We start from the raw sequence: 26,938 nt of genomic DNA, 5'->3' as shown, positions 1-26,938 counted from the left end.
CCTCCATGTGGGTGTGGGTGATGAGCTTGTGGTTACGCTACCAATTCCCACGTGGGGGTCGCCGCGAAAGTTCCCATGGGGCCCGGTTGCAACCGAACCGTGACCGTTGCCTCCTGTCGGCCACCGGGCCCCGTCAGGCAGACTATCCCACGCCCAGGTAGGCCTCCTTGATGGAGGGGTCCTCCAGCAACTGCTTGCCGGTGCCGCTGTGGGTGATCTCCCCCGTCTCCAGTACAAAGGCACGGTGTGCTCCTGCCAGGGCCTGGTTGGCGTTCTGTTCCACCACCAGGACCGTGGTGCCCTGGGCGTTGATTTCCTTAATGATCTTGAAAATCTGGCGGATGAACTGTGGCGCAAGGCCCATGGACGGCTCATCGAGCAGCAGAAGCTTGGGGTTGGACATGAGGGCGCGTCCGATGGCCAGCATCTGCTGCTCGCCGCCGGACATGGTGCCCCCGTACTGCTTTTCCCGCTCCTTCAGCCGGGGAAACAGGTCGAACACGCGGTCCAGGTCCTTCCCCACCCCGCTCCTGTCCTTGCGCCCGAAGGTCCCCATGTCGAGGTTTTCCATCACAGTCATGCCCGGGAAGATCCCCCGCCCTTCGGGGGCCTGGGAAATTCCGTGGACCACCCGGATGTGGGCCTTCATCCTGGTGATGTCCTGGCCGGCAAAGGTGATCTTGCCTTCGGAGCAGTTCAGCAGGCCGGAAATGGTCCGCATGGTGGTGGTCTTGCCCGCACCGTTGGCACCGATAAGTGCCACCACTTCGCCTTCGTTGACGGTGAAGGAGATGTCCCGCAGGGCCTGGATCCGCCCGTAGTGGACGGACACTCCCTCAAGTTCAAGCAACGTCATCTTCAGGCTCTCCTAGGTAGGCGGCAATAACACGCGGGTCTTCGCGGATCTCGCGTGGCAATCCGTCCGCGATCTTCTTCCCGAATTCCAGCACGACGATCCGGTCCGTCACACCCATGACCAGTTTCATGTCGTGCTCGATCAGCAGCACGGTGTAGCCCTCATCCCTGATGGTGCGGATGAGCGCCATCAGTTCCTCTTTCTCAGCCGGGTTGAAGCCGGCCGCGGGCTCATCCAGGCACAGCACCTTTGGGTCAGTGGCCAGTGCCCGCGCAATCTCGAGCCTCCGCTGATATCCGTACGGCAGTTGCCTGGAAAGGACATGCGCGTGGCTGCCGATGCCCACAAAGTCCAGCAGGGCCATGCCGCGCTCGATGGCCGACTTCTCCTCCCTGATGTGGGTGGGCAGGCGCAGCAGTGCCCCGCCCACGCTGGTGCGGTGCCGGGCGTCCAGGCCCACCACCACGTTCTCAAGGGCGGTCATCTCACCGAACAGCCGGATGTTCTGGAACGTGCGGGACAGGCCCAGTCGGGTGATTTTATGCTGCTTGATGCCGTTCAGGACCTGGCCCTCCAGCACCACTTTCCCGCTGGTGGGCTTGTAGACGCCGGTCATCGCGTTGAAGCAGGTGGTCTTGCCGGCGCCGTTGGGCCCAATGAGCCCCAGGATCTCACCGCGCTTGATGTTGAAGCTGATGTTGTCCAGCGCCACGAGGCCGCCGAACTTGATGGTCAGGTTCTGCACCTCAACGATGTTGTCGCCAACTTTGACCGCGATATCGCGGTCCGGCGCCACCTTCTCGGCCAGTTCCTGGTCCACGCCGGCCTCGGCCAGGGCTTCAATGTCGATCTCGGGCGCAACAACGGCGGCACCGTTATCTGCCCGCTGCTCCTCCACGCTGCTGGAGCCGGAGTGCGTTTCCTCGGAGCTCATGCCTCCGCTCCTCTCTGTCCGGCTACGCGGCCCTCGGGGCCGGCGGGTGGATTGTTCGTGTCTTTCGGCTCCGTACCCTCGCGGCTGGTGACCTTGTTCAGTGCGGTCCGGCCGTAGGCGAGCAACCGCTGCCGCGCCGGGAGGAGCCCCTGGGAACGGAAGATCATGATCAGCACCAGGGCGATTCCGAAGATCAGGTACTTGTACTCTGCGATGGCCGTGAACCTCAGCGGGATGTAGCTGACCAGGGCTCCGCCCAAAATGGCGCCTACCTTGTTGCCGGCGCCGCCCAGCACAACTGCGGCGAGGAACAGGATGGACGTGGTGACGTCAAACTTCTGGTTGTTGACGAACCCCACCTGTCCGGCGAAGAGGGCGCCGGAAAGGCCGCCGATCGCAGCGCCGATGGCGAAAGCCCACACCTTGTATTTGAACGTGGGAACGCCCATGATTTCGGCGGCATCCTCGTCTTCACGGATGGCGATCCAGGCGCGGCCCACCCTGCTGCGTTCCAGGTTGCCCACCAGGAGGGTGACGATGATGATGATGGTCAGGGTCAGCCAGTACCAGGGCACGCCGTTCGAGTTGGAGAAAATAGGCGTTCCGTCAGCCTCGGTGCCCGGCGGGTGGCCCACGTTCTGGAAACCCACCTGGCCTTTCATGGCTGGAATGATGGTCGCCAGGATACGGACGATTTCACCGAACCCGAGCGTCACGATGGCAAGGTAGTCACCCCTGAGGCGCAGGGTGGGCACGCCCAGCACCACGCCGAAGAACATGGTGACCGCCATGGCGATCGGGATGGTCCACAGGTACGGGATGTGCAGGAAGGGTGAGTCGGGACTGGTCAGCATGGCCGCACAGTAGGAACCCACCGCAAAGAAGGCGACATATCCCAGGTCCAGCAGGCCGGCGTAGCCCACCACCACGTTGAGGCCGACGGCGATGAGCGCGAACCGTGCCATGTCGAAGCACGCCAGGGCGAAGTTGTTGCCGGGCTCGGTGGTGATGATGGGAGGGTTCATCAGCGGGAGCAGGTAGGCCAGGACGACGACGATGACCAGGAACGCCCACTGCTGCTGCCGGGACAATGCGTGCCACCGGTCGGAGAAGTACCCGGACTTGCGTTTGCCCCGCTGGCGAAGGTCGCTCTTTCCCGCGGCTTTCCCGGAAGCTTCGCGTTCCTCGGCTGCCTGCTGGGCGGCCGCTGTCTGCAGCGGCGTGGGGCCGTCCGTCATGCTCATGCTTTGCTCCTTCCAAGGGAGGTGCCCAGGATGCCCTCGGGCCGCAGCAGCAGCACGAGCACCAGCACCACGAACGCCACGACGTCGGTCCACTGCGAGTTGCCCAGCAGGATCTGACCGTAGTTGCCGATCAGGCCCAGCAGCAGGCCGCCGAGCAGCGCCCCGCGGACGTTGCCGATCCCGCCGAGCACAGCAGCTGCGAACGCCTTGATGCCCAGGACGAAACCACCGCTGTACTGGACACCGGACGGAATTTTCATGACGTAGAACAAGGCGGCAGCTCCTGCGAGGAGGCCTCCGATGACGAAGGTGGTAATAATGATGCGCTCTTTGTTGACACCCATCAATGTGGCGGTGTCAGGATCCTGGGCAACAGCCCGGATGCCGCGGCCGGTGCGCGACTTGCTGATGAACCTGTCGATGCCGACCATCATGATTACTGCGGCGATGATGATCACCAGCTGCTGCGAATCGATGATGGTGCCGAAGACGTCGAAGATGGGCGTGGGCCGGAACATGGTCAGGGCCAGTTCGGGGCTGGGGCCACGCCACAGGTAGATGAGGTACTGGATGGTGAAGGAAGCGCCGATGGCAGTGATCAGGAAGACCAGTCGGGGTGCGTTCCGTTGCCGCAGGGGTTTGTACGCGATCCGCTCGAGCAGGAAGGCTGTCACGGCCGACGCAACCATGGCCAGGACCAGCGCCAGCAGCAGGTTCAGGATGATGGCCCAGATGTCGAGCCTGGGGACGGAGGGACCGAAGCCCAGGCTGCTGAGGGTGAAAAAGACTGCGTAGCAGCCGACGATGAAGACTTCCGAGTGAGCGAAGTTGATCAGGTTCAGGACGCCGTAAACCAGGGTGTACCCCAGCGCTACGAGCGCGTAGATGGCCCCGAATGTGAGGCCGTCAAAGGTGGCACTCCAGAAATTCTGGGCCAGGGACGGTATGTCGAAGGTGATCCAGTCGTTTTCCGTCGGGAGTAGTGGGACAAGAGAGGGAAGCATGGGAACATCCTGATCCAGTTGCACGCGGCCTTGTGGGCCCGGCCGTGGGACTTGTGTCTATTGACGTAGCTTGGCCTGGGCTGCTGCCAGGCGAAGAAAAAGCTGTGGGGACCCGCTAATGCTGGCCCCCACAGCCGGTTCACGCGTGGTTGCTACTCCCCGATGGGACCGACGGGAACGATCTTTCCGTTTTCCACCTTGTAGCCGTATACCGTGGGGGCCTGGAGCTCGCCCTTGGCGTCCCACTTGTAGTGCTTGCTCAGGCCGTCCTTGTCATAGGACTTGACCCAGGCCAGCAGGTCAGCACGGCTCTGCTTGCCTGCGTCGATGCCGGACAAGAGGACGGTTGCGGCGTCGTAGCCTTCGATGGAGTACGTTCCGGGCTCAGCTCCCTTGGAAACGTCCTTGTAGGCCGATGCGAATTCCGGGATCAGCTCACCCGGGAGGCAGGGGCAGGTGAAGTACGCGTTGTTGGAAGCGTCGCCGGCCTGCTTGATGAACTGGTCGTCCTTGACACCATCAGGTGCCACGAACGTTCCGGTGAAGCCCTTTCCAACCAGCTGCTGGTCAAACGGGGCACCCTCGGCGTAGTAGCCGGAGTAGAACACCGCGTCTGCCTTGGCGTTCATGATCTTGGAGATGACCGCCGAGAAGTCCTTCTGCCCTGTGGTCACCTTTTCCGTCCCGGCCAAGGCGCTGCCCAGGCCGGCGGAGGTGGAGGTTCCCAGGCCGATGCCGTAGTCGGAGTCGTCCTGGACCAGGTATACCTTCTTGGCGCCGAGCTTCCCGGTGAGGAATTTGGCGGCAGCCGGGCCCTGGACGGCGTCGTTGCCGAGGCCCCGGAAGAAGGTGGTCCAGCCGTTGCCGGTAAGGCCGGGGTTGGTGGCCGACGGCGTGATGTGGACCAGGCCCTTCTGCTCGAAGATGTTGCCGGTGGCCTTGGATTCACCTGAGAATGGAAGGCCGATCACACCCAGGATGTCCGGCTCGCTCACCAGCTGGGTGACGGGGCCGGTGGCCTTGTTGGGGTCGCCTTCAGTGTCGAACTTCTTGAACTGGACCTGGCAGCCAGGGTTGGCCTTGTTGTGCTGGTCGATGGCCAACTGGATGCCGTTGAAGATATTGACGCCGAGCTGGGCGTTGGGGCCGGTCTGTGCGCCGGCGTAGGCGAGGGTGGTGGTCGCGGGGCAGGTTGCCTTGCCGTCACCGGCGGGCTTTACGGCTCCGGCAGGGACATCGACTTTCGAAATGGAGGGGATGTTCACCTTGCTGGACGAGCCGGAGCTTTCGGTGGTGCCAGGGCCCGCCTGGTTGGCGCAGGCCGACAGCAGCATGCTGAATGTGGCTGCCGCTGCCAACGAGGTGAGGACTTTCTTTCGGTACATTTGTCTGCCTTCCGAAACAGGGCCATGCGATGCGCGTGCGGATCAATGGGGCGCTTCGGCGCCCGGAATTGGACCAGGTATTCCTGATTTAGGTTCAAGCTAGTGCATAGACGCCACGAAACTAAGTGACAGAGGTCACAGCCTTATAACAGTCATTTCCTCCGCGGAATTAAATGCAGGAAGCCGCCTGCACTGCAGGCGGCTTCCTGGCCTCCGGGCCCTGGTGGGCGGCGGAAGGGACAATCTGTACCCCAGGTGGGACTCGAACCCACAACACGCGGATTTTAAGTCCGCTGCCTCTGCCAATTGGGCTACTGGGGCGCCGGGTCAATGGTACCCGCCCGGGGCGCGTTGGCTGGAAACGCCGACGGCGGCCGGCCCCGCAATGGGGACAGCCGCCGTCGGACGCTGTGAAGCGTGGTGGAACAGACGCGCTACTTGGCGTTGGCAGCCACGGTTTCCTTGGGAGCGGCGGTGGCCGTTGCACCGGAGCCGCCGGCCGGAACCGCTGCAGGTGCAGCGGCAGGCTTGGGGGCCGGGGTGGCTGCCGAGACGAAGGCACCGCGGGGGTTGTCCAGGTCCATCAGCTGGGTGGTGTCGCGGCCGGCGAAGAAGCCGATGATCCAGTTCAGGATGACGCGGAACTTGCGCTCAAATGTCGGCATGGCCATGCCGTGGTAGCCGCGGTGGGCCAGCCAGGCGAGCCCGCCCTTGAGGCCGATCCGGCCCAGGAGGTTGATGTTGGCAACACCCTTCCATTCGCCGAAGCCGGCCACGGCACCAAGGTTCTTGTGCTTGTAGTCCGTCAGCGGCTTGTCCCAGCGGGAGGCCCACAGGTTCTTGGCCAGGCGCTTGGCCTGGCGCAGGGCGTGCTGGGCGTTGGGGACGCAGGTGCCGTCCGGCAGGCCCTTGCCGGTGAGGTCGGGAACAGCAGCGATGTCGCCCGCTGCCCAGGCGTTCTCAACGATTCCCTCGTCGCCGGAGATGCGCAGGTCCGGCAGGACACGGACGCGGCCGCGGGGCTCAAGCGGGAAGTCGGTGGAGCGGACCATCGGGTTCGCCTGAACGCCTGCCGTCCACACCAGGGTGTCGGCCTCGAATTCCTGGGCGGGGGTCTTGTCCGGGAGGTTGATCAGCTTCAGGGCGCCTTCGGCGCTGTCCAGCGAGGTGTTCAGGAGGACCTCGATGCCGCGGCTGCGCAGGTGCTCAACTACCCAGTCGGCCTGCTTGGCGGTGACCTCGGGCATGATGCGTCCCATGGCCTCGACCAGGACGAAGCGGACTTCCTCCTGCTTGATGCGGGGGTTGTTGCGCACTGCTGCGCGGGCGAGGTCTTCCATTTCGGTGATGCACTCGATGCCGGCAAAGCCGCCGCCGACCACCACGAAGGTGAGGGCCCTGGCTCGGGCAGCGGGGTCCGTCGTGGTGGAGGCAACCTCGATGCGCTCCAGCAGCTTGTTGCGCAGGGCAACGGCTTCCTCGATGGTCTTCAGGCCGATGCCCTTGTCCGCCAGGCCCTTGATGGGGAAAGTGCGGGTGATGGCGCCGGCTGCGAGCACCACGTCGAAGTACGGAACCTCGAAGTTCTCGCCGCCGTCGGCAGGAGCCACCACTGCCGTCCGGTTGACGTGGTCGATCGAGGTGACGCGGCCCTGGATCAGTTCCGTCTGCTTGAGGTGCTGGCGGTGGGACACCACCGCGTGGCGCGCTTCAATGTTGCCGCCTGCAACCTCGGGGAGGAAGGGCTGGTAAGTCATGTAGGGCAGGGGATCGACGACAGTGACGATGCCACCGGCATTCGCGATCTTCTTCTGCAGTTTCAGTGCTACGTACAGGCCGACGTACCCGCCGCCGACGACGAGTACCCTGGGACGGTCCTGGAGCTGTGGGGTGGTTGCCATTGTTTAAGGATACAGGAGTTTGTGAAAATCTTCACTAGCCAGACGGTGGCTCCGTAACCTAGGAATCCGGGCGGGAATGGACCCTTTCGATCACCCCTGTGTCGGGTTCCTCCCCGGCAAGGGCAGGGTTGCGTGCAGCCCGCCGGAGCTGGACGGCGGCCGCCGCGATGATGGCCACGAACAGGACGGCAAAACCGATCACGACGGCGGCGCCGATGGCACTGTCGCGCTGTGATGGCGCTTTGGCGGCGGGAACGGTGGCTTCCGGCAGCGTGGGTGCCGCGCTGGGCGCGGAGGTCGCGGTGGGGAGCGGGGTGACCGGGGCGGCGTTGCCGCGGCGGTGCACGCGGATCCATTCGGCGATGGTGCCCAGTGGATTGGCTGAGGCCTCCGGAACGTCGGCTTTGAGCGCCGCCTCGGCGTTGAGGATGCCGTAGCCGTACAGCGGGTCTTTGCCGGGGGCTCCGGCGTCCTTGGCCGTGGAGACGATCCTGTTGATCACCTGTTCAGCGCTCATGTCCGGCCACTTGGACCGGATCAGGGCGGCGACGCCGGCAACGATGGGCGTGGACCCGGAGGTGCCGGCCCATTCCGCGTAGCTCCCGCCCGGGAGCCCACCGAGGAGATTTTCGGCAGGGGCAGCCACGCCGATGCTGATGCCCTGCGAGGAAGCATCCACGCTGGCCACGTTCTTGCGGTCCAGTCCGGCGACGGTGAGCACGCCGGGGATGGTGGCGGGGGCGCCCACCTGGGTGTTGCCTCCCACCCGGTTGCCGGCGGCGGCGACGATGACCACGTCTTTTTGCTCGGCGTAGAGGAAGGCTGCGTCCCAGCTTTGCGGCCACTGCGGCGTTGTGCTGCCAAGCGAAATGTTGATGACTTTGGCACCGTTGTCCACGGCCCAGCGGACCGCTTCGGGAATTTGGTCCTGGTCGCTTTTTCCCGAGGGGTTGGCCGAGCCCAGCCAGGTGGAGACGGACAGGAGTTGCGCCTCGGGCGCCACGCCCATGATGCCGTCCGGCGGAACCGCCGGCCCGGGACTGGGTGTGGGGCTGGGGCTGGCAGTGGCAGGCTGGTGTCCGCGCCCTGCCAGCATGGTGGCTACCAGGGTGCCGTGTTCCGGCTTGGAGCCGACGCTTTTCAGGCCGTCCGGCTGGCCTGAGCCCGATGCGTCGTGCCCGCCGACAATTGCGCCCTTGAGGTCGGGGTGCTGGGCGTCAATGCCGCTGTCGATGACGGCAACCTTGACGCCGGCGCCCTTTGACACTTCCCAGGCCTTGGTAATACCCGAGTCTGCCAGCCAGTATTCCTTGTCACGCCATTCGTCGGCATGTGCGGCGGGCGCCGTAAAGAGACCGGCGCAGAGGCAGCACACGGCAAGCAGGAGGGCTACTGCAGCGGCCGCAACCCGGGACAGCAGCGGGGTTGAAGCTGGTGTGGAGTGCATGGGGTTAACCGATGCTCAGCGCGATGCCATCAAGGATGTCGTGCTCGCTTGCGGTGGCCATGGTGATCCTCCCGCCGCTCAGCTCCCCCATCCGGTCAAGGATCCGGCGCCACACCAGTCCCCCGGCACCGATGACGTCCACGCGTCCGGGGTGCATGTACGGCAGCGCGGCCCGGCCGGCGCGGGTCATGCCGAGCAGGTCGGTGGCTGCCGCGCGGACTTCCCCAATGGGCAGCGCTGCGCCGTGGATTGCGTCCGGCGAATATTCCGTCAGGCGGAGCGCATGCGCGGTGATGGTGGTGACGGACCCGGCAACGCCGACGACGGCGGTGGCGCGTTCCAGCGGTACGTCACGGCCGGCACTGGTCATGGCTGCGTCCACGTCGGCTTCCGCGGCGGCAATCTGTTCGGCAGTGGGTGGATCGTTGCGCAGGTGCCGCTCGGTCAGCCGGACGCAGCCGATGTCAACGGACTTTGCCGCGGTGACGCCGGCGGCGGTGCCCAGGACGAATTCGGTGCTTCCCCCGCCCAGGTCCACCACGAGCACCTGTTGCCCGTCGAGTACAGGGAGGACGCTGCTGGCCCCGGCAAAGGACAATGCCGCTTCCTCGTCCCCGGAAATGACCTCCGGCTCCACTCCCAGCAGTTCCCTGACACCGTCCACGAAGACGTCCCGGTTGCGTGCGTCGCGGCTGGCGGAGGTGGCAACAAAACGGATGCGCTCTGCGCCGTGCTCCTTGATCAGCCGGGCGTAGTCGGCGGTCGCGCCGAGCGTGCGTTCCAGCGCCTCCGGAGCCAGTTCTCCGGTGGCATCCACGCCCTGGCCCAGCCGGACCACGCGCATCTCCCGGTGGACGTCGGTGAGGACCGTGCTGCCGTTGCTGCGGTCAATGTCAGCAATGAGGAGCCGGATGGAGTTGGTGCCGCAGTCGATGGCGGCTACGCGGGTCATTCGGCCGCCCCTGTGGTTTCGGTGGACTTCCGGACCGGGGCAGGGCGGCCGACGATATCCGGCAGGCCCTGGGGTCCGTGGCGGCTGAGGTCCTTCGAGGGTGCGTCGCCAGTGGTGTCCCAGGCGCCGTCGCAATAGCACTTGTCCGCGGTCCACCATTCCCTGATCATTTCCAGTGCCTGGTCACCCAGGGGGTTGACGCCGCCGCCGGCTGCCAGGGAGTGCCCCACCAGGACATGCAGGCATTTGACGCGGGTGGGCATCCCGCCGGCCGAGACACCGTCGATTTCCGGTACGGCTCCGATTCCCGAGCGCTGCCCAATGGCATCACGGGCGGCGAGGTACTCCTCATGCGCGGAACGGTAGGCGGCGGCAAGGCCGGGATCGCCGGCGAGCTGGTCATTCATGCTGTTCATGACGCCGGCAGCTTCGAGCCTGGAAACCGCGGAGGTGATCACCGGGTGCGTCAGGTAGAAGGTTGTGGGAAACGGCGTGCCGTTACTCAGGCGGGGCGCGGTGGCGGCCACAAGGGGGTTGCCACAGACGCAGCGGGCCGGAATTTCCACGACGTCGCGGACGGGGCGTCCCAGCTGCCTGCTTAGTACTTCAAGGTCGTGTGCTGTTGGTTGGCGGGATTCGTCCCGGGCGGCTGCCGTGTTGTGTTCCACTGTCGCGGGCCGTCCTTCCTGTGCGGTTCAGTCTGTGGCCGCGCGCCTGATGGACTCCCACAGGGAATCCACCCACGGCAGATCGGCGGGGTCTTGTGCTGCTGCGCCGGCAGGGCCACTGCTTTCTCCGGCCGGCTCATCGCTGCCAAAAACCCAGTAGCCGGTTTCGCCCGGCATAACCATGTTAATGCGGTCGCGGGCCTGCTGCTTCACGTAGTTGGGGTCCTGCCAGCGCGAAACCTGCTGGCGGAGGGCGTCGCCTTCAGCCTGGCGTGCGGCGATATCGGCATTCAGGGCGTCGATTTCGGCCTTCTTGTCGAAGAAGATCTTGACCGTGGGCGCCAGCATGATGGTGATGGCGATCATCACCACTGCCAGCGCGAGCATGCGCCCGGAAAAGGCCTTTGCGGGGACGGGGTGCTGCTCCTCTTCGGCGCTCCGGCCATCCTTGCCGTCCACCTGACTGCTGCCTTTGCGCCCGGCCGAAGGTCTGGGCGTTTTAGCCTCCCCCGCCTTTCCGGCGGCGTGGCCTGCAGTTCCACGCGCGCGGTTCTCCTTTGAAGGTGCGGCGGCCGGGGTGGCTGCGCCCTTGGCCGGGCGGAAATCCGCCCGGATCACTTCGGCACCGCCGGAGGATCCGTCGTCGGCCGTTTCCTTGGCTGGACGGGCGGGGGCGACCTTGGGAACTTTGGGGCGGCGGGTAGCCATGACACTCCTGAAACGCAGCCTGCCTGGGCCGCCACTATCCGTGCTGGACAAACAAACGCTGACAAACACTGCTGGAACAAATGCTGCTGGAAACAACAGCGGTGGCTATGGTCTTTCAACCATAGCCACCGCGGATGGGTTTAGGCGGTTACTAGCCCTTGAAACGCGGGAACGCGCTGCGTCCGGCGTAGCGTGCGGCGTCGTCCAGTTCCTCTTCGATGCGCAGCAGCTGGTTGTACTTGGCAACGCGCTCGGAGCGGGCGGGGGCGCCGGTCTTGATCTGGCCGGCGTTGGTGGCCACCGCGATGTCGGCGATGGTGGTGTCCTCGGTCTCGCCGGAGCGGTGCGAGGTGATGGTGGTGTAGCCGGCGCGCTGGGCCAGGCTGACGGCATCCAGGGTCTCGGTCAGGGAACCGATCTGGTTGACCTTGACCAGCAGGGAGTTGGCGGTCCGGGTGTCGATGCCGCGCTGCAGGATGGAGGGGTTGGTGACGAAGAGGTCATCGCCCACCAGCTGGACCTTGTCGCCGATGCTGTCGGTGAGGGTCTTCCAGCCGTCCCAGTCGTTCTCGTCCAGCGGGTCCTCGATGGAAACCAGCGGGTAGTCGTTGACCAGCTCGGCGTAGTAGGCGCTCATCTCGGTGGCGGACAGGGCCTTGCCCTCGAACTGGTACGCACCGTCCTTGAAGAACTCGGAGGATGCGACGTCCAGGGCCAGGGCGATGTCCTTGCCCGGGGTGTAGCCGGCGTTCTTGATGGCTTCCTGGATCAGGTCCAGCGCTGCACGGTTGGACGGCAGGTTGGGAGCGAAGCCACCTTCGTCGCCGAGGCCGGTGGACAGGCCCTTGGCCTGCAGGACGGACTTGAGGTTGTGGTAGACCTCAACGCCCCAGCGCAGGCCCTCGGAGAAGGTCTCGGCGCCGATGGGGGCGATCATGAATTCCTGGATGTCGACGTCGGAGTCGGCGTGGGAGCCACCGTTGAGGATGTTCATCAGCGGCACGGGCAGTACGTGAGCGTTGGGGCCGCCCAGGTACTTGTAGAGCGGCAGGTCAGCGGAGGCTGCGGCTGCGTTGGCAACGGCCAGGGAGACGCCCAGGATGGCGTTGGCGCCGAGCTTGCCCTTGTTGGGGGTGCCGTCCAGGTCCAGCATGGCCTGGTCGATGCTGCGCTGGTCGGTGGCGTCGAAGCCGGTCAGGGCGGGGGCGATCTGGTCGATCACGGCGTCGACGGCCTTCTGCACGCCCTTGCCGAGGTAGCGGCCCTTGTCGCCGTCGCGCAGTTCGACGGCCTCGTGCTCACCGGTGGAAGCACCGGAGGGAACCGCGGCGCGGCCGATCTGGCCGTCGGAAAGCAGGACTTCAACTTCAACGGTGGGGTTGCCGCGGGAATCAAGGATCTCGCGGGCGTGGATGGCATCGATAAGCGCCATGAATTTGCTCCTTATGGGCGATTAACGGGGGGAATCAGGCAGAAAACTCGACGTACTCGTCAGGGTCCAGCCTAGTCGAGAGTGCTCCGGGTTACTCAAACCGGCCAGGGCCGGGACGTCATGATGGCGCTGGGTCGTTTTGATTGCCTTGGCCGCCTTGGTAGCGGCGGACCGCGGCACGCAGGGCGCGCTCGGCGTCCATGCCGCTGTCCCGGGCGGAACGCACGACGGCGAGCAGCAGGATTCCGAGCTCGTCCTCGCTTTCGGGTATCGGGACACCCGCGGGGAGCCCAAGCCCGGCGCGGGCCGCACGGTCCAGCGATTTCTGCGCCTTGGCCAGCGCCGGCAGCGCCTCCGGGATTCCGTCAAAGGCGTTGGGCCGCTCCGGCCGTTCGGCCCGCTTGACCGCATCCCACTTCTGCTCGATCTCCTCGACCGTCGCCGGAAAGCTGTCCTGCAGGGAGCAGTCAGGTTTGAATACGTGCGGGTTGCGGCGGATCATCTTGGCACCCAGGCCGCGCGCCACGTCGTCGAACGTGAACGCGCCCCGCTCCTCGGCCAGCCGTGCGTGCAGCACCACCTGGAGCAGGACATCGCCAAGCTCCCCCTGGAGTTCGGCGTCCGGGTGGCCGTCCTCGATGGCCTCGGCCACCTCGTACGCCTCCTCCAGGAGGTACTCCACCAGCGATCCGTGGGTCAGCGCACCCATCCAGGGACAGTGCTCACGCAGGGCAGCTATTTCCGCAACCAGCTGGTTGACGGGCGTCTGGTCAGCCAAGGTTGGCGTAGGCGTCGTTGATGTATTCCACCAGCGCTTCCTTTTCCTCCAGGGGCAGGAAGGATGCCTCGGCGGCGTTGAGGGTCAGCTCCAGCAGGTCGTCGAGGTCGTAGTCGAAGGTTTCCACCAGCAGGTTGAACTCGTCGGTCAGGGTGACGCCGCTCATCAGGCGGTTGTCGGTGTTGATGGTGACGTTGAAGCCCAGCTGATAAAGCATGTCCAGGGGGTGGCTTTCGATTCCTTCGCCGAACTCTGCTACCGCTCCGGTCTGGAGGTTTGAGGAGGGGCAGATTTCCAGGGCGATGCCGCGGTCGCGGATCCAGCTGGAGAGGTCGCCGAGGGTGACCAGGCCTACGGTATCCCCGGCTTCCTCGTCGTCGTCGAATTCCACCATGATGTCTTCGGCGATGCGGACGCCGTGTCCCAGCCGCAGGGCGCGGCCGTCCACCAGCGCGGACTGGATGCTGTCCAGCCCGGCGGCCTCGCCGGCGTGCACGGTGGCGGGGAAGTTGTGCTGGGCAAGGTAGGTGAAGGCGTCCTTGAAGCGGCTGGGCAGGAAGCCGTCCTCGGCGCCGGCGATGTCAAAGCCCACTGCGCCCTTGTTGCGGTGGCGGACGGCGAGTTCGGCGATCTCCTGGCCGCGGTCGGCGTGCCGCATGGCGGTGATCAGTTGGCCCACCTGGATTTCGCGGCCGCTTTCGGACACAGCTTCGACGCCGGCCTCCAGTCCGTCCTGGACTGCTTCCACTGCTTCATCAAGGCTGAGGCCCTGCTGGAGGTGCTGCTCGGGGGCCCAGCGGACTTCGCCGTACACCACACCGTCATCGGCGAGGTCCTCGACGAACTCCTTCGCTACGCGGAACAGGCCGTCGTAGGTCTGCATGACGGCAACGGTGTGGTCGAACGTTTCCAGGTACCGGACCAGGGATCCCGAGTCCGCTGATTCCCGGAACCATTGACCCAGTGCCACGGGGTCTGTTGAGGGGAGCGTGTGGCCAACGGCCTCCGCCAGCTCGATGATGGTGGCCGGGCGGAGTCCTCCGTCCAGGTGGTCGTGAAGGGAAACCTTGGGCAGGCTCTTCAGGTCAAAATCGATGGCAGGGGCGGCGTCAACAATGGGCTCAGTCACGTTCCCACCTTAGGGTGGGGCGGAGTTCAAAGCCAGCCGTTCACAGCCAGCCGCTACTTGGCCGCGGGGCCGGCCTCCGCCGACGGCATCATGAGGGCCTGGGTGCCGGGGCGTCCCTCATGGCCGGAGGTGGAGGATTCATCGCTCCACTCGTCCGTATCAGGCGCGTCGTGCCTGCCCAGCCGTTTGTGCCACCAGCGCAGCAGGTGGTCGATGACGACGCCCAGGACGATGGCGAACACGACGGCGATGCCCGCGCTCAGCAGGGGGTTGTGGTGCAGCCAGGGGAACGAGCTGGCAAGAACGCCGATTCCCAGGGAGTACCCCACCCACGTGACGCAGGCGAAGGCGTCGAAGACGAAGAACCTGCGGTGCGAGAAACCGGTGCTGCCGGCGACGTAGTTGACGGCCACACGGCCCCAGGGGATGTACCGGGCGGTAAAGATCAGGACGGCGCCCCGCTTCTCGAGCTCATACCGTGCCCAGGCGAAGACCTTCCGGACCTTGGGCCGGCGCATCCACCCCCACCGGTCCAGGCCAATCTTGCGGCCGAGCATATAGGCCATGTTGTCGCCGCAGATGGCACCTACCAGCGCCGTGAGGCCCAGGATCCAGAGATTGGGCTCGCCGCTGTGCCGGGAGAACGCCGCCAGCGCAACAATAAGGGTCTCGCTGGGGACCACCATGGCGAAACCGTCCACGAAGAAGAACACCAGCAGGACGGGGTAAATCCACCACTGGCCCGCTGCATGGAGCACGGCCTCATTAATAAACTCCACGCGGTGTTGCTCCTGTACAAAAATGACACAGCTAAAGTGCCGCAGCCAAAGCGGAAATCGTTCCTAAGTGTCCCACGCTCCGGGCCCTGTCCGCTACGCCCCAATGCCCGGAATTACCCCTTAAACGCGCTGGTCAGGCCCCTGGTTCCCGGATCCGTTCCACCACGTTGGGTTTACCCCGGAATTTATTGATCACCAGGTCCACCACGATGCCCAGCGCCACCGCGCAGACAATGGCGATTGCGGCGCCCAGGACGTGGTTGTCCTCGAACCACTGGCCGAAGAAGAGCCCGATCGCCACCGAGTAGCCGGCCCACAGGCTGGCGGACAGCAAGGTCAGGCCCACGAACCGCAGGTGTGGGTAGTGGGTGACCCCGGCGGTCAGGTTGACCGCCACCCGGCCGATCGGGACGAAGCGGGCCACCAGGATCAGGGACGCCGGCCGCTTCCGCAGTTCCCGGCCCGCCCAGCGGAACGCGCTTTGCATGCGCGGTCCGCGCATCCATGCCCAGCGCCTGGTGCCCACCCGGCGGCCCAGCAGGTAGGCGATGTTATCTCCGAGGAAAGCACCCGCTGCCGCCACCAGCACCAGGAGCAGCGGATTGGGAACATCCGCGGTGGCAGCCACCGCCGCGAGGCCCACCACCACGGATTCGCTGGGAACGGGCGGGAAGAATCCGTCAATGACGCAGCAGGCCAGCACCAGGACCAGCACCCACGGCTGACCGGCTGCGGCGAGGATGAAGTCGTTGATGGCCTGCATTTGTCCCTATGCTATGCGGTCGATGATGAGCTGCTGGGCAGGCCGCGACCCTTCCGGAGCGATGACCACGGCGTGTTCCAGGGCTTCCCGGGCACGGGAGAACCGCTCCAGAGTGTCGGACAGCAGCGTCATCAGCGGTTCCCCTGCGCGCACGGTGGCGCCGGGCTTGGCATGCATGCGCACTCCCGCCCCCGCCTGGACTGCGTCCTCCTTGCGCGCGCGGCCGGCACCCAGCCGCCAGGCCGCCACACCAACGGCGAGCGCATCCAGTTCCACCAGCACCCCGTCGGCAGGGGCGTACACGACGTCGGATTCCCTGGCCACCGGCAGGGCAGCATGTGGGTCGCCGCCCTGGGCCGTGATCATCCGGTTCCAGACGTCCATGGCGCGGCCGTCCTTAAGGGCGGCGGCGGGGTCGGCGTCGTGCACCCCTGCACAGGCGAGCATCTCCTCGGCGAGCCGGACGGTCAACTCCACCACATCGTCCGGGCCGCCGCCCGCCAGCACCTCCACCGATTCCTTGACTTCAATGGCGTTGCCGGCCGTGAGCCCCAGCGGGGTGTTCATGTTGGTCAGCAGTGCAACGGTGTTGACCCCTGCGTCCTTGCCGAGCGCCACCATGGTCTCGGCAAGTTCCCGGGCTTTGGCTTCGTCCTTCATGAACGCACCGCTGCCCACCTTGACGTCCAGGACCAGCGAGCCGGTACCCTCGGCGATCTTCTTGCTCATGATGGACGATGCGATCAGCGGTATGGCCTCAACCGTCCCTGTGACGTCGCGCAGCGCGTAGAGCTTCTTGTCCGCGGGGGCCAGGCCTGCGCCGGCGGCGCAGATCACCGCACCCACGTCCTGGAGCTGGGCCAGGATCTCGTCGTTGGCCAGGTTGGCCCGCCATCCCGGAATGGCTTCCAGCTTGTCCAGGGTGCCGCCGGTGTGCCCCAGCCCGCGGCCGGACAACTGCGGGACGGCGACGCCGAACACCGCCACCAGCGGGGCCAGCGGCAGGGTGATCTTGTCCCCCACACCGCCGGTTGAATGCTTGTCCGTGGTGTACTTCAGGCCCCCATCGGGACGCCGGAGGCTGGAGAAATCCATCCGTTCGCCGGAGGCGATCATGGCCGCCGTCCAGCGGGCAATTTCGGCGCGGTCCATGCCGTTGAGCAGGATGGCCATGTTCAGGGCGGCCATCTGCTCATCCGCGATGATTCCGCGGGTATACGCGTCGATGGTCCAGTCGATCTGCTCGGGACTCAGCGTCCCCTTGTCGCGCTTGGTGCGGATGATGTCAACGGCGTCGAACGCTTCGGCTTTGCTGTCAGTCACCGGGTCTCCTCCAGGTGTTCGGGACCAAAGGCGTCGGGCAGCACCTGGTCCATGGTTTTGATGCCCTGGGTGGTCATGAGCTGCATGTCCGGGGCCCGGAACTCGTAGAGCAGCTGGCGGCACCGGCCACAGGGCATAAGGACATTTCCTGCCCCATCCACGCAGTAGAAGGCACGCAGCAGGCCGCCGCCCGTCATGTGCAGGTTCCCCACCAGGGCGCATTCCGCGCAGAGCGTCAGCCCATAACTGGCGTTCTCCACGTTGCAGCCGCTGACAATCCGGCCGTCCCCGGTAAGGGCCGCCGCCCCCACCGCGAACTTGGAGTACGGGGCGTAGGCATTCTTCATGGCGGCGACGGCAGCTGCCTCGAGGGCCGCCCAGTCCACGGTTGGTGCTTTGTTCACGGCGGTCATCCCTTGACGTAGGGGATGCCGCTGGCGGCGGGCCCCCTGGACCTGCCCACCAGCCCGGCGACGGCGAGGACGGTCACCAGGTAGGGCAGCATGGCCATGAACTGGCTGGGCACCGGTGTTCCGATGATGGTCACGATGCTCTGCAGGTTGTCCGCGAACCCGAACAGGAGTGCCGCGAAGAAGGCGCCTACCGGGTTCCAGCGGCCAAAGATGAGGGCTGCCAGGGCGATGAAGCCCCGGCCACCGGAAATTTCCTTGGTGAAGCTGTCGATGGCTACCAGGGTGAAGAAGGAGCCGCCGATTCCGGCAACGGCGCCGCCCAGGGTGACGTTCCAGAACCGGGTGGCATTGACGTTGATGCCCAGGGTGTCCGCCGCCTGCGGGTGCTCCCCCACCGCGCGCACGCGCAGGCCCCACCTGGTCTTGAACAGGCCAACCCAGACCACCGCGACGGCCACATACATGAGGTAGCCCACCAGGGACTGCCGGAACAGGATGGGCCCGATGATCGGGATGCTGGAGAGGATGGGGATGTCAATGACGTCCAGGCCAGGCGGCGAGTTGAACTGGGCTTTGTTTGCCTGCATCACAGTGCTGAACAGGAAGCCCGTTACGCCGGATACCAGCACGTTCAGGACGACGCCCACGATGATCTGGTTGACCAGGTACTTGATGCTGAACAGTGCCAGGACCATGGACACCACCGCACCGGCGACAGCTGCAGCCAACAGCCCGATGAAGGCGTTCTTGGTCATGCTGGCAACGATGGCTGCGGTGAATGCCCCGCCCAGGAGCTGCCCCTCGATGGCGATGTTGACCACGCCCACGCGTTCGCACAGGACACCGGACAGCGAACCGAACACGAGCGGGACCGCGAGCGTAACGGATCCGGCGATGAGGCCGGCCAGCGAAATGGTGGGTGTGCGGGCGCCGCCCACCACCCAAATGAGGAACGCGGCCACGAAGATGACGATAAAGGCCACTGCCACCCAGCCGGGAGCGGGTTGGTTCTTTGTCTTGAGGAAGACGGCGTAGCCCGCCAGTCCTACGAGCAGCACCGACAGCACCATGCCGCCGGCAAAGGCGTTGATTTCCAGTGCCGGAAGCTGAAAGAAGTCACCGCCGGTGGAGATGCCGAAGCTGGCCGTTTGGCTGGGTGCCAGGAAGCCGAAGAACACCAGGGAGACCAGGGCGAACACGGTCAGCAGGACGGGAGTCTTCCAGCTGACGGGCTTGGCGGTAAGGGTTGCGGCAGGTGCGTCCGCCTTGGGGCCACCGGGCTGCGGGTTGCCGGGCCTGGATGATGAAACTGTTGTGCTCATGCGGCACCTCCGGTAGTGGCTGCCTGCCCGGACTTGGCTGCGCGCGCGGGCTTCCTGCGCCGCGGGTTGAGGCCGAAGACGGCCCGGACCAGCGGCGGTGCGGCGATGAAAAGGACAATCAGGGACTGGACCACCAGAACGATGTCGATGGGGGTGCCGGTCTGGATCTGCATCTGGACCGCCCCGGCGCGGAAGGCGCCGAACAGGAGGCCGGCAGCGAAGGTGCCCCACGGCGTCGAACGGCCCAGCAGGGCCACCGTGATGGCGTCAAAGCCGTACGTGGCGGCGACGCCGTCGGTGAGTACCTTCTCGGTGCCGGCGACCTGGGCTACGCCGGACATGCCGGCAAGGCCGCCGGCGATGGCCATGACCAGGATGGTGGAACGGGAGACATTGATGCCGGCGGTCTGCGCTGCCTTGGGGTTGGCGCCCACGGCCCGGAACTCGAAGCCCACGGTGGAACGGTTGAGCAGCCACCACACCAGGACCGTGGCGCCGATCGCGAGGATAAAGCCCAAATGAAGCCGGTACTGGCTGCCCAGGATCTGCGGGTAGATGGCGCTGGGGTCCAGGATGGGCGAGATGGGGTTCGACTCCCCCGGCCGCTGGAATGCCGGCGTGTTCAGCAGGTAGCGCAGGAAGTACAGCGCGATGTAGTTGAACATGATGGTCAGGATGACCTCGTGGGCTCCGGTGCGTGCCTTGAGCAGGCCCGCGAGGCCGCCCCAGAGGGCGCCGCCGATGATTCCGGCCACAAGCACCAGCAGGAGGTGAAGTCCAGCCGGCAGGTGCAGCGCGAAGCCCACCCACGCCGCCAGGATGCCTGCCACGATGATCTGGCCCTGCGCGCCGATGTTGAAGAGCCCCGCCCGGAATGCCAGTGCCACGCCCAGGCCGGCCGTGATGAGCGGCGTGGCGATGGTGAGGGTTTCCATGAAGGGGGCAAACTGTGCGGCCAGCCCGTTGCCGCGGGGGTTGAACACCGAGCCCTGGAACAGGGCAATGTAGGAGCGCGTGGCGGCGTTCCAGACGGCCGTCAGCATGTCTGCGGGCCGGGCGAAGAAGTAGCCGGCGGCGGTGGCCACCTGCTTGTCGGTGCTCGCGATGAGCAGGCCGCCGATGATCAGCGCCAGCAGCACCGCCAGCAGGGACACCATGCCGCTTCCGGTGAAGATCCGGCGCAGTATGGTGTCGGAGCCGCCGGGAAGCTGCCCGCTTTGGGCCGTGGCCGGAACGGCTGAGGGCTGCATCGCCCCGCCGGCGGTATCGACGGCCACCGCTGCCGCGGCTTGGTCCCCGGCTGGGTTGTCCTGGCCGTTGTGGGGCGAACTGGCTGACTGTTTGTCAGGGGTGTGGTCAGCGGCGTGTTTAGGGGATTGCTGTTCAGGCATGGTCGGCTCCCTCGGCGTTGGAGGCGGGGGCCGGTGTGCCGGCCTGCGGGGTCTGTGCGTGTTCTGCCGGCGCGTGTTCTTCCGGCGCGTGTTCTTCCGGCGGGATGCCTGCCATCATGAGGCCCAGGACGTCCCGGCTGGTGCCGGCGGGGACAGTGCCCACCAGCTTTCCCTTGTAGAGCACCGCAATGCGGTCGGCCAGCTCCATGACTTCGTCAAGCTCCGTGGAGATGATCATGACGGGAGTGCCCTGGTCGCGTTCGGCCACGATCCGCTTGTGCAGGAATTCGATGGACCCGACATCTACGCCGCGGGTGGGCTGGGAGGCGATGAACAGGCGCAGCGGACGGGACAGCTCGCGGGCCATCACCACTTTCTGCTGGTTGCCGCCCGACAGGGTGCCTGCGGCCAACGCTCCTGACGGCGTTCGGACATCGAACTCCTCGATCCGGCTCTTCGCGTTCTCCAGTACTTTGGCTGCGCTCATCCCGATGCCCCTCGCGAAGGGGGGTTGATCGTAACGGTCAAGGATCAGGTTCTCAGCGATCGAGAAAGTGCCGATCAGGCCGTCAACGGAGCGGTCTTCGGGCACGAACCCTACGCCGGCGTTCAGCACCTCCTTCACACTGCGGCCAAGGAGTTCCTGCCCGTCCAGCAGGATGGAACCGTGCACGCGATCCTGAAGGCCGAGGATCGCTTCAGTCAGCTCCGTTTGGCCGTTGCCCTGCACGCCGGCAACCGCAAGGATCTCTCCGCGGGCAATGTCGAAGCTGAGGCCATCCACGACGTGCTGGCCGTTGGGCGCGATGACGGTCAGGTTCCTGACCTCGAAGGTCTTTTCCTTGGGCTGGGCCGGACCCTTGTCCAGTGTGAGGCTTACAGCACGTCCCACCATCATGGAGGCCAGTTCCGTGGTGGACGCGGCGGGATCAGCCGTGCCAACAACTTTTCCCCGCCTGATCACCGTGATGGTGTCTGAAACTGCCTTAACTTCCCGCAGCTTGTGCGAGATGAAGACGATGGACGTGCCGCCGGACTTGAGCTGGCGCATGATGTCCAGCAGCTCATCGGTCTCCTGCGGGGTCAGCACGGCCGTGGGCTCATCCAGGATCAGGACCTTGGCGTTGCGGACCAGGGCCTTGATGATCTCCACCCGTTGTTGCACACCCACCGGCAGATCCTCCACGAGGGCGTCCGGGTCCACGTCGAAGCCGTACTGGTCCGAGATCTCCCTGATGCGCTGCCGGGTTTGGTCCAGGTTGAGGAAACCGGCGGCTTTGGTGGGTTCGGCGCCCAGGGCTACGTTCTCCGCCACGGTGAAGACCGGCACCAGCATGAAGTGCTGGTGCACCATGCCGATTCCTGCCGCCATGGCATCGCCCGGCCCCCGGAAGCTGACGGGCTTGTCATCAATGAGGATGTCGCCCTCGGAGGGCTCGTACAGCCCGTAGAGCACGTTCATCAGGGTGGACTTGCCCGCCCCGTTCTCACCAAGGAGGCAGTGGATCTGTCCAGGCTCAACCACCACGTCGATGTGGTCGTTGGCCAGCAGCGTGCCAAAGCGTTTGGTGATCCCTCGAAGCTCAAGTTTCAAAACTCTGACCAATCTCGAAGCGTCCGGTGATCGACCGGACGGGATATATGGCTGCAGCACCAGCCTAGTGGCTGCAGTACCGGGAGGGGCCGGCCGCGCGCGGTAAACGTTCGGCCAGCAAAAAGCGCCACCGCCGGCCAGTGGGTGACAGACCGGCGGTGGCGCTTTCTGTGGTGGATCAGGCCTTGGGGCTTGCTGCGGACTCGACCTTCAGCTTGCCGTCGACAATGTCCTTCTTGATCTTCTCGAGGTCGGACTTCACTTCCGCGGGGACCTGGGAATCGAGGTCGTGGAAGGGGGCCAGCTGCACGCCATCGTTTGCAAGGGTGCCCACGTACGGGGTGCTGTTGAACTTGCCGTCCTTGTCCTCGGAGACCACGGTCTCCACGGCCTCGCCCATCTGCTTCATGACGGAGGAGAGCATGATGCCCTTGTAGTCCGGGGCAGTGAGGTAGCCGTCGGAGTCAACCCAGATGAGCTTGACATCCTTGCCGGCAGCCTTGGCTTCGTTGAGCGCGGCTCCGGCGCCCTTGCCCACGGGACCGGCCACCGGCATGACGATATCGGCGCCCTGGTCCAGGAAGTTCTTGGTCAGCTGCTTTCCGACATCCTGCTTTTCGAAGTCGCCGGTGAAGCTGCCGTCCTGGGCGTCCTTGTTCCAGCCGAGCAGCTTGACGTTCTTGCCCTTCTGCTGGTTGTAGTACTTCACGCCGTCCGCATAGCCGTCCATGAAAATGGTGACGGTGGGGATCTTGATGCCGCCGAAGGTGGCCACGGTTCCGGTCTTGGTAGTGCCGGCGGCCAGGTAGCCGGCCAGGAACGCGGCCTGGGCGGTGTCGTAGATGATGGGCTTGACGTTGCTGATGGGCTGGTCATAGCCGAAGTCGATGATGGCGAAGTGCTTGTCCGGGTTGGCGGTGGCCTGGGCCTTGGTGGCGTCGCCCAGCAGGAAGCCGACGGTGATGGTCAGGTTGCAGCCCGCAGTGACCATGGCCCGCAGGTTGGGTTCGAAGTCGTTGTTGGTCTTTGACTCGATCTGGTTGACCTTGATGCCAAGGTCCTTCTCGGTCTTCTTGAGGCCCTCGTAGGAGGACTGGTTAAAGGACTGGTCGTCGAATCCGCCGGAGTCTGAAACGATGCAGCCTGTGTAGTCGCTGGCACCTGCGGATGCGGTGCTTCCGGCTTCGGGGGCTGCACCGCATCCGGTGAGCACAAGCGCGGACGCACCGAGGGTGGCCACACCGGCCATTGAACCGCGCTTGAAGCTGGCACGCAGTGATTTCTTCAATTTTCCTCCAGGGGATGATGCGAGTGGCGCTACGGGCTTGAATTCAATGAGTGTCCGTTTCGGCGCTGAAATTCTGTTTTCACTGAAGGCACGCAGCACTGCGCCGGAGCGCACTGATGGCACTCACTTTAGTGGCCTGCGCCACGTCCCCATAGCACGTCCGGAGCCCATCCGGGAGATTGTTTACAAGTTGTTACCAAGCAGTAGGGGCACCGCGGATTGCGGTGCCCCTACTGCTTGCGCGTGCTTGCTGCGGCTACAGCCGGACCAGCATCTTGCCGGTGTTGGCCCCGTCCAGGAGGTCCATGAAGGCCTGCGGGGCGTTCTCCAGCCCGTCCACGACCGTCTCGTCGTAGCGCACGGTCCCGTCCGCCAACCAGCCCGCCATCTTTTCCGCGAACTCCGCCGCGTGCTGCCGCTGGCCACCTACCAGGAAGCCGCGAAGTGTCAACTGCTTGCCGATCGCTTGCATCAGGTTGTGGGGTGCAGGTGTGGGCTCGGTGGAGTTGTATTGTGCGATCGCGCCGCACATCGCCACCCGGCCGCCCACGTTGAGGACCGCCAGGGCGGCCTCCAGGTGCTCGCCGCCCACGTTGTCGAAGTAGACGTCAATGCCGGCCGGGCCGGCCGCTTTCTCCAGTTGCTCCACGACGGGACCGTCGTGGTAGTCGAAGGCGGCATCGAAGCCGAGCTCCAGCAGCCGGGCCACCTTGGCGGGCGAGCCAGCCGAACCAATGACGCGGGAGGCGCCCATGGCCTTGGCGATCTGGCCCACCAGGGAGCCCACGGCACCGGCGGCGCCGGAAACGAATACGGCGTCCCCGGGCTTGAACTCGGCAACCTTCAACAGGCCGGAGTACGCCGTCAGTCCGGTCATGCCCAGGGCACCGAGGAAAGCGGACGCCGGCGCCAGGTCCGTGCGGGCCGGGGTGGTGGCAGCGCCGTCAACCACGGCGTACTCCCGCCAGCCCAGGGAATGCACGACGACGTCGCCCTCCTTGTGTGCCGACGAACGGGACGCGACCACCTCACCCACTGCGCCGCCGTCGAGCGCCTTACCCACGGCGAAGGGTGCGGAGTAGGACTTGACGTCGTTCATCCTGCCCCGCATGTATGGGTCAACCGACATGAAGAGGTTCTTCACCAGGATCTGGCCCTCTTCGAGCGGGGGCAGCGGCGACTCGGCCAATTCGAAGTTGTCGCTGGAAGGGCGCCCCACGGGACGCGAGGCCAGCCGGATTTCGCGGGTGGTTACGGGGACTGTGCTCATGCTGCGTACTCCAGAATCTTGATGTCGACATTGATGTTGCCGCGGGTGGCGTTTGAATAGGGGCAGACCTGGTGCGCCTTGGCCACCAGGTCCTCCGCGGTAGCCAGATCCAGGGCGGGGAGGGCGATCTCCAGCTCGGCGGCCAGGCCGAAGCCGGCACAGCCGTCCAGCTGCCCCAGGTGGATTTTTGCCGCGACTGCCGAGTCCGTCAGGTCCGCGCCCGCCTTGCGGCCTACCAGGCGCAGCGCGGAGTGGAAGCAGGCGGCATAGCCGGCGGCGAAGAGCTGTTCGGGGTTGGTGCCCTGGCCGCTGCCGCCAAGTTCGACGGGACTGGCGAGGTCCACGGCCAGCCTGCCGTCGTTGCTGCGTGCAGCGCCGTCGCGCCCTTCGCCCGAGGCCAGCGCCTCGGCGGTGTAGAGAGTCTTCACGAAAGTTTTCCGTCCTGTAGGTGGGATGGTGCGGTTTTCGGGTTCACAAGGATTCGTGCAGGGCAGCAGTCAGCTTGCCCAGGGTGGTCCGGAGCTGTTCGAGTTCGTCCAGGGAGAGCCCGGCAGCATCGGCGAGCCGCTGGGGAATGGCGCTTGCCGGGCCACTGAGGTTTCGACCGGCGGGCGTCAGGTGGATGGCGACGCGGCGTTCGTCCTCACCGGACCGCCGCCGTTCCACGAGCCCCAGTGCTTCCAGGCGCTTCAGGAGCGGCGACAGGGTGCCCGAGTCGAGGCCAAGCTCACCGCCGAGTTCCTTTACGCCCCGGGGTTCGCTTTCCCACAGGACCAGCATCACCAGGTACTGCGGGTAGGTGAGTCCCAGTTCGTCCAGGACAGGCCGGTAGACGGCGGTAGCGGCACGGGAGGCCGAGTACAGCGCAAAACAGACTTGCCGGTCCAGGCGGGGTGCTTCGGTCATGGATAAACAGTAACGCACAACTAAGTTGTGCACAACTTATGGCAGCTGTAACTGCCCCGGTTCGCCGCCGTCGTCGTACTCTCCTTGTTGTCCTGAAACAGGGGTGCCTGGTATTCCCGCCGGGGAGGCCGGGCTACCAGCCACCGGTTGTCAGGAAACCGGGGTCTGCTCCAGGTCCCGAATGGTGCGCAGGGCTGCTGCGGTGAGCACGCGGATGCCCAGGCCCAGGGACCGCTCGTCCAGGATGTAATCGCCGCGGTGGAGATCGAAGTCTTCGCCGCCGGGCGTTTTGGTGCCAAGGCGCATCATCGCGCCGGGAAGTTCGGCGAGGAACCAGGCGAAGTCCTCACCGCCCATGGACTGGGGCGTGAGCACCACGGCGCTTTCACCGATCTCAGCGCGGGCAGCGGCCTCAATGATCGCTGTCTCGTGTTCGGAGTTCACCACCGGCGGCACTCCCCTGGTGTGCTCAAGGTGGACGTCCACCCCGTAGGGCGCGGCCACCTGGTGCACTACCTCGTCGAGCAGTTCACCGGCGGCATGCCAGGCGTCCCGGTCCAGGCAGCGCATGGTTCCTGCCATGTAGCCGCTGCCGGGGATCGCGTTGGGCGCCGAGCCTGCGGTGATCTGGCCCCACACCACGGAAACGCCGCTGCGGACGTCCACCCTGCGGGACAGCACGGCCGGCACGTTGACGGCAATCTGCGCCAGCGCGAACACGAGGTCCTCGGTGAGGTGCGGGCGGGAGGTGTGGCCGCCACGCCCGGACAGTTCGATCCGGATGGTGTCCGACGCCGAGGTGATGGCACCGATCCTGGTGCCCACCTTGCCCACTTCGATCCGCGGGTCGCAGTGCAGGGCGAGGATCCTGGGCACGCCGTCCAGGACACCCTGTTCGATGCAGGCATGCGCGCCGCCGGGCATGGTCTCCTCGGCGGGCTGGAAGATGATCCGGACGGTGGCGCCGAGGGGTGCTTCCTGGTGCATCCGGTGCAGGACCAGGGCAATGCCCAGCATGGTGGTGGTGTGCACATCATGGCCACAGGCGTGGGTCACGCCGTGGTTCTTCGACGCGAACGGCAGGCCCGTTTCCTCGATGATGGGCAAGGCATCGATGTCGCCGCGCAGGGCCGTGGCAATTGGGCCTTCGCCAACGTCCACCGTCAGCCCGGTGCCCTCCAGGCGGCGGGGGCGCAGGCCGGCGGCTTCGAGCCGCTCGGCGAGCTTGTCGGTGGTGCGGAACTCCTTAAGGACAGTTCCGGGTGCGCATGCAGGTCCCGGCGGAATTCGATCAGTTCCGGCAGGAGCGGCTCGAGCCACGGAGCCACCCGGGCGGTGGGCTCGGCTTCAGTAGTGTAATTGCGCACTGCTTCACTCTAGCGAGGGTGGCGGCTTTAGCGCCCATTCGCTAACGCCTCGTTACATCCCGGCCCTGCCGGCACGGACCGTGC

The 26,938-nt window shown here is 65.6% G+C and carries 24 protein-coding genes, 1 tRNA gene and 1 pseudogene; all 26 read right to left on the bottom strand.

Going from position 1 to position 26,938, the window contains the following annotated elements; all coding sequences use genetic code 11:
• Nucleotides 1–142 precede the first annotated feature (142 nt).
• Nucleotides 143–856 (bottom strand): ABC transporter ATP-binding protein, encoded by a 714-nt coding sequence (locus ACTAQI_RS01325; RefSeq protein WP_457949017.1) that lies wholly within the window; start codon nucleotides 854–856, stop codon nucleotides 143–145.
• Nucleotides 843–1,790 (bottom strand): ABC transporter ATP-binding protein, encoded by a 948-nt coding sequence (locus ACTAQI_RS01320; protein ID WP_457949015.1) that lies wholly within the window; start codon nucleotides 1,788–1,790, stop codon nucleotides 843–845. Before ACTAQI_RS01320 ends, ACTAQI_RS01325 begins: the two co-directional genes overlap by 14 nt.
• On the bottom strand, nucleotides 1,787–3,034 hold the full coding sequence (locus ACTAQI_RS01315) for a branched-chain amino acid ABC transporter permease (protein ID WP_457949014.1): 1,248 nt from the start codon (nucleotides 3,032–3,034) through the stop codon (nucleotides 1,787–1,789). The genes ACTAQI_RS01320 and ACTAQI_RS01315 overlap by 4 nt, the downstream gene beginning before the upstream one ends.
• Nucleotides 3,031–4,038 (bottom strand): branched-chain amino acid ABC transporter permease, encoded by a 1,008-nt coding sequence (locus tag ACTAQI_RS01310; RefSeq protein WP_457949012.1) that lies wholly within the window; start codon nucleotides 4,036–4,038, stop codon nucleotides 3,031–3,033. Before ACTAQI_RS01310 ends, ACTAQI_RS01315 begins: the two co-directional genes overlap by 4 nt.
• Before the next feature lie 152 nt (nucleotides 4,039–4,190).
• Nucleotides 4,191–5,423, bottom strand: a complete 1,233-nt coding sequence (locus tag ACTAQI_RS01305; RefSeq protein ID WP_457949011.1) for a branched-chain amino acid ABC transporter substrate-binding protein — start codon at nucleotides 5,421–5,423, stop codon at nucleotides 4,191–4,193.
• A gap of 247 nt (nucleotides 5,424–5,670) precedes the next feature.
• Nucleotides 5,671–5,744: transfer RNA gene (locus tag ACTAQI_RS01300), tRNA-Leu, on the bottom strand.
• A gap of 113 nt (nucleotides 5,745–5,857) precedes the next feature.
• The gene (locus ACTAQI_RS01295; protein ID WP_457949010.1) at nucleotides 5,858–7,324 is read right to left on the bottom strand and encodes an NAD(P)/FAD-dependent oxidoreductase; all 1,467 of its coding nucleotides are present in this window, start codon (nucleotides 7,322–7,324) and stop codon (nucleotides 5,858–5,860) included.
• A gap of 58 nt (nucleotides 7,325–7,382) precedes the next feature.
• A complete protein-coding gene (locus tag ACTAQI_RS01290) occupies nucleotides 7,383–8,771 on the bottom strand; it encodes a S8 family serine peptidase (RefSeq protein ID WP_457949009.1) in 1,389 nt (462 codons plus the stop codon).
• A gap of 4 nt (nucleotides 8,772–8,775) precedes the next feature.
• The gene (locus ACTAQI_RS01285; RefSeq protein WP_457949007.1) at nucleotides 8,776–9,723 is read right to left on the bottom strand and encodes a Ppx/GppA phosphatase family protein; all 948 of its coding nucleotides are present in this window, start codon (nucleotides 9,721–9,723) and stop codon (nucleotides 8,776–8,778) included.
• Nucleotides 9,720–10,391, bottom strand: a complete 672-nt coding sequence (locus ACTAQI_RS01280; protein WP_457949006.1) for a DUF501 domain-containing protein — start codon at nucleotides 10,389–10,391, stop codon at nucleotides 9,720–9,722. Before ACTAQI_RS01280 ends, ACTAQI_RS01285 begins: the two co-directional genes overlap by 4 nt.
• 27 nt (nucleotides 10,392–10,418) lie before the next feature.
• A complete protein-coding gene (locus ACTAQI_RS01275; protein ID WP_457949004.1) occupies nucleotides 10,419–11,099 on the bottom strand; it encodes an FtsB family cell division protein in 681 nt (226 codons plus the stop codon).
• A 151-nt stretch (nucleotides 11,100–11,250) separates the two neighbouring features.
• On the bottom strand, nucleotides 11,251–12,531 hold the full coding sequence (gene eno, locus ACTAQI_RS01270; RefSeq protein ID WP_457949003.1) for a phosphopyruvate hydratase: 1,281 nt from the start codon (nucleotides 12,529–12,531) through the stop codon (nucleotides 11,251–11,253).
• A gap of 118 nt (nucleotides 12,532–12,649) precedes the next feature.
• Nucleotides 12,650–13,240, bottom strand: coding sequence for a MazG nucleotide pyrophosphohydrolase domain-containing protein (locus ACTAQI_RS01265; RefSeq protein WP_457950960.1), 591 nt, complete (start codon nucleotides 13,238–13,240; stop codon nucleotides 12,650–12,652).
• Nucleotides 13,241–13,301: 61 nt separating this feature from the next.
• Nucleotides 13,302–14,438, bottom strand: a complete 1,137-nt coding sequence (locus ACTAQI_RS01260) for an adenosine deaminase (RefSeq protein ID WP_457949002.1) — start codon at nucleotides 14,436–14,438, stop codon at nucleotides 13,302–13,304.
• 53 nt (nucleotides 14,439–14,491) lie between these two features.
• On the bottom strand, nucleotides 14,492–15,217 hold the full coding sequence (locus ACTAQI_RS01255) for a DedA family protein (RefSeq protein WP_457949000.1): 726 nt from the start codon (nucleotides 15,215–15,217) through the stop codon (nucleotides 14,492–14,494).
• Nucleotides 15,218–15,350: 133 nt separating this feature from the next.
• Nucleotides 15,351–15,980, bottom strand: a complete 630-nt coding sequence (locus ACTAQI_RS01250; RefSeq protein WP_457948998.1) for a DedA family protein — start codon at nucleotides 15,978–15,980, stop codon at nucleotides 15,351–15,353.
• 6 nt (nucleotides 15,981–15,986) lie between these two features.
• Nucleotides 15,987–17,303 (bottom strand): thymidine phosphorylase, encoded by a 1,317-nt coding sequence (locus ACTAQI_RS01245; RefSeq protein ID WP_457948996.1) that lies wholly within the window; start codon nucleotides 17,301–17,303, stop codon nucleotides 15,987–15,989.
• Complete coding sequence (locus ACTAQI_RS01240; RefSeq protein WP_457948994.1) at nucleotides 17,300–17,707, bottom strand: cytidine deaminase; 408 nt, start codon at nucleotides 17,705–17,707, stop codon at nucleotides 17,300–17,302. Before ACTAQI_RS01240 ends, ACTAQI_RS01245 begins: the two co-directional genes overlap by 4 nt.
• Nucleotides 17,708–17,712: 5 nt before the next feature.
• Nucleotides 17,713–19,038: an ABC transporter permease gene (locus ACTAQI_RS01235; protein ID WP_457948993.1), complete on the bottom strand. Its 1,326-nt coding sequence runs from the start codon at nucleotides 19,036–19,038 to the stop codon at nucleotides 17,713–17,715.
• Nucleotides 19,035–20,429 carry an ABC transporter permease gene (locus tag ACTAQI_RS01230; RefSeq protein ID WP_457948991.1) on the bottom strand — a complete coding sequence of 465 codons (1,395 nt, stop codon included), beginning with the start codon at nucleotides 20,427–20,429 and terminating at the stop codon, nucleotides 19,035–19,037. The genes ACTAQI_RS01235 and ACTAQI_RS01230 overlap by 4 nt, the downstream gene beginning before the upstream one ends.
• Nucleotides 20,422–22,023 (bottom strand): ABC transporter ATP-binding protein, encoded by a 1,602-nt coding sequence (locus ACTAQI_RS01225; RefSeq protein ID WP_457948990.1) that lies wholly within the window; start codon nucleotides 22,021–22,023, stop codon nucleotides 20,422–20,424. Before ACTAQI_RS01225 ends, ACTAQI_RS01230 begins: the two co-directional genes overlap by 8 nt.
• A 178-nt stretch (nucleotides 22,024–22,201) precedes the next feature.
• Entirely contained in the window at nucleotides 22,202–23,311 is a 1,110-nt protein-coding gene (locus ACTAQI_RS01220) for a BMP family lipoprotein (protein WP_457948988.1), read from the bottom strand.
• 256 nt (nucleotides 23,312–23,567) lie between these two features.
• Nucleotides 23,568–24,581 carry an NADP-dependent oxidoreductase gene (locus ACTAQI_RS01215; protein WP_457948986.1) on the bottom strand — a complete coding sequence of 338 codons (1,014 nt, stop codon included), beginning with the start codon at nucleotides 24,579–24,581 and terminating at the stop codon, nucleotides 23,568–23,570.
• The gene (locus ACTAQI_RS01210) at nucleotides 24,578–25,009 is read right to left on the bottom strand and encodes an organic hydroperoxide resistance protein (protein WP_457948985.1); all 432 of its coding nucleotides are present in this window, start codon (nucleotides 25,007–25,009) and stop codon (nucleotides 24,578–24,580) included. Before ACTAQI_RS01210 ends, ACTAQI_RS01215 begins: the two co-directional genes overlap by 4 nt.
• Nucleotides 25,010–25,052: 43 nt before the next feature.
• Entirely contained in the window at nucleotides 25,053–25,487 is a 435-nt protein-coding gene (locus ACTAQI_RS01205; protein WP_457948983.1) for a MarR family winged helix-turn-helix transcriptional regulator, read from the bottom strand.
• A 150-nt stretch (nucleotides 25,488–25,637) separates the two neighbouring features.
• Nucleotides 25,638–26,854: pseudogene (locus ACTAQI_RS01200) on the bottom strand (amidohydrolase).
• Nucleotides 26,855–26,938 lie beyond the last annotated feature (84 nt).

It is taken from the genome of Pseudarthrobacter sp. alpha12b, assembly GCF_054130495.1.
Note: the sequence above shows the minus strand (reverse complement) of the source record. Positions and strands in the feature narration are given on the sequence as shown.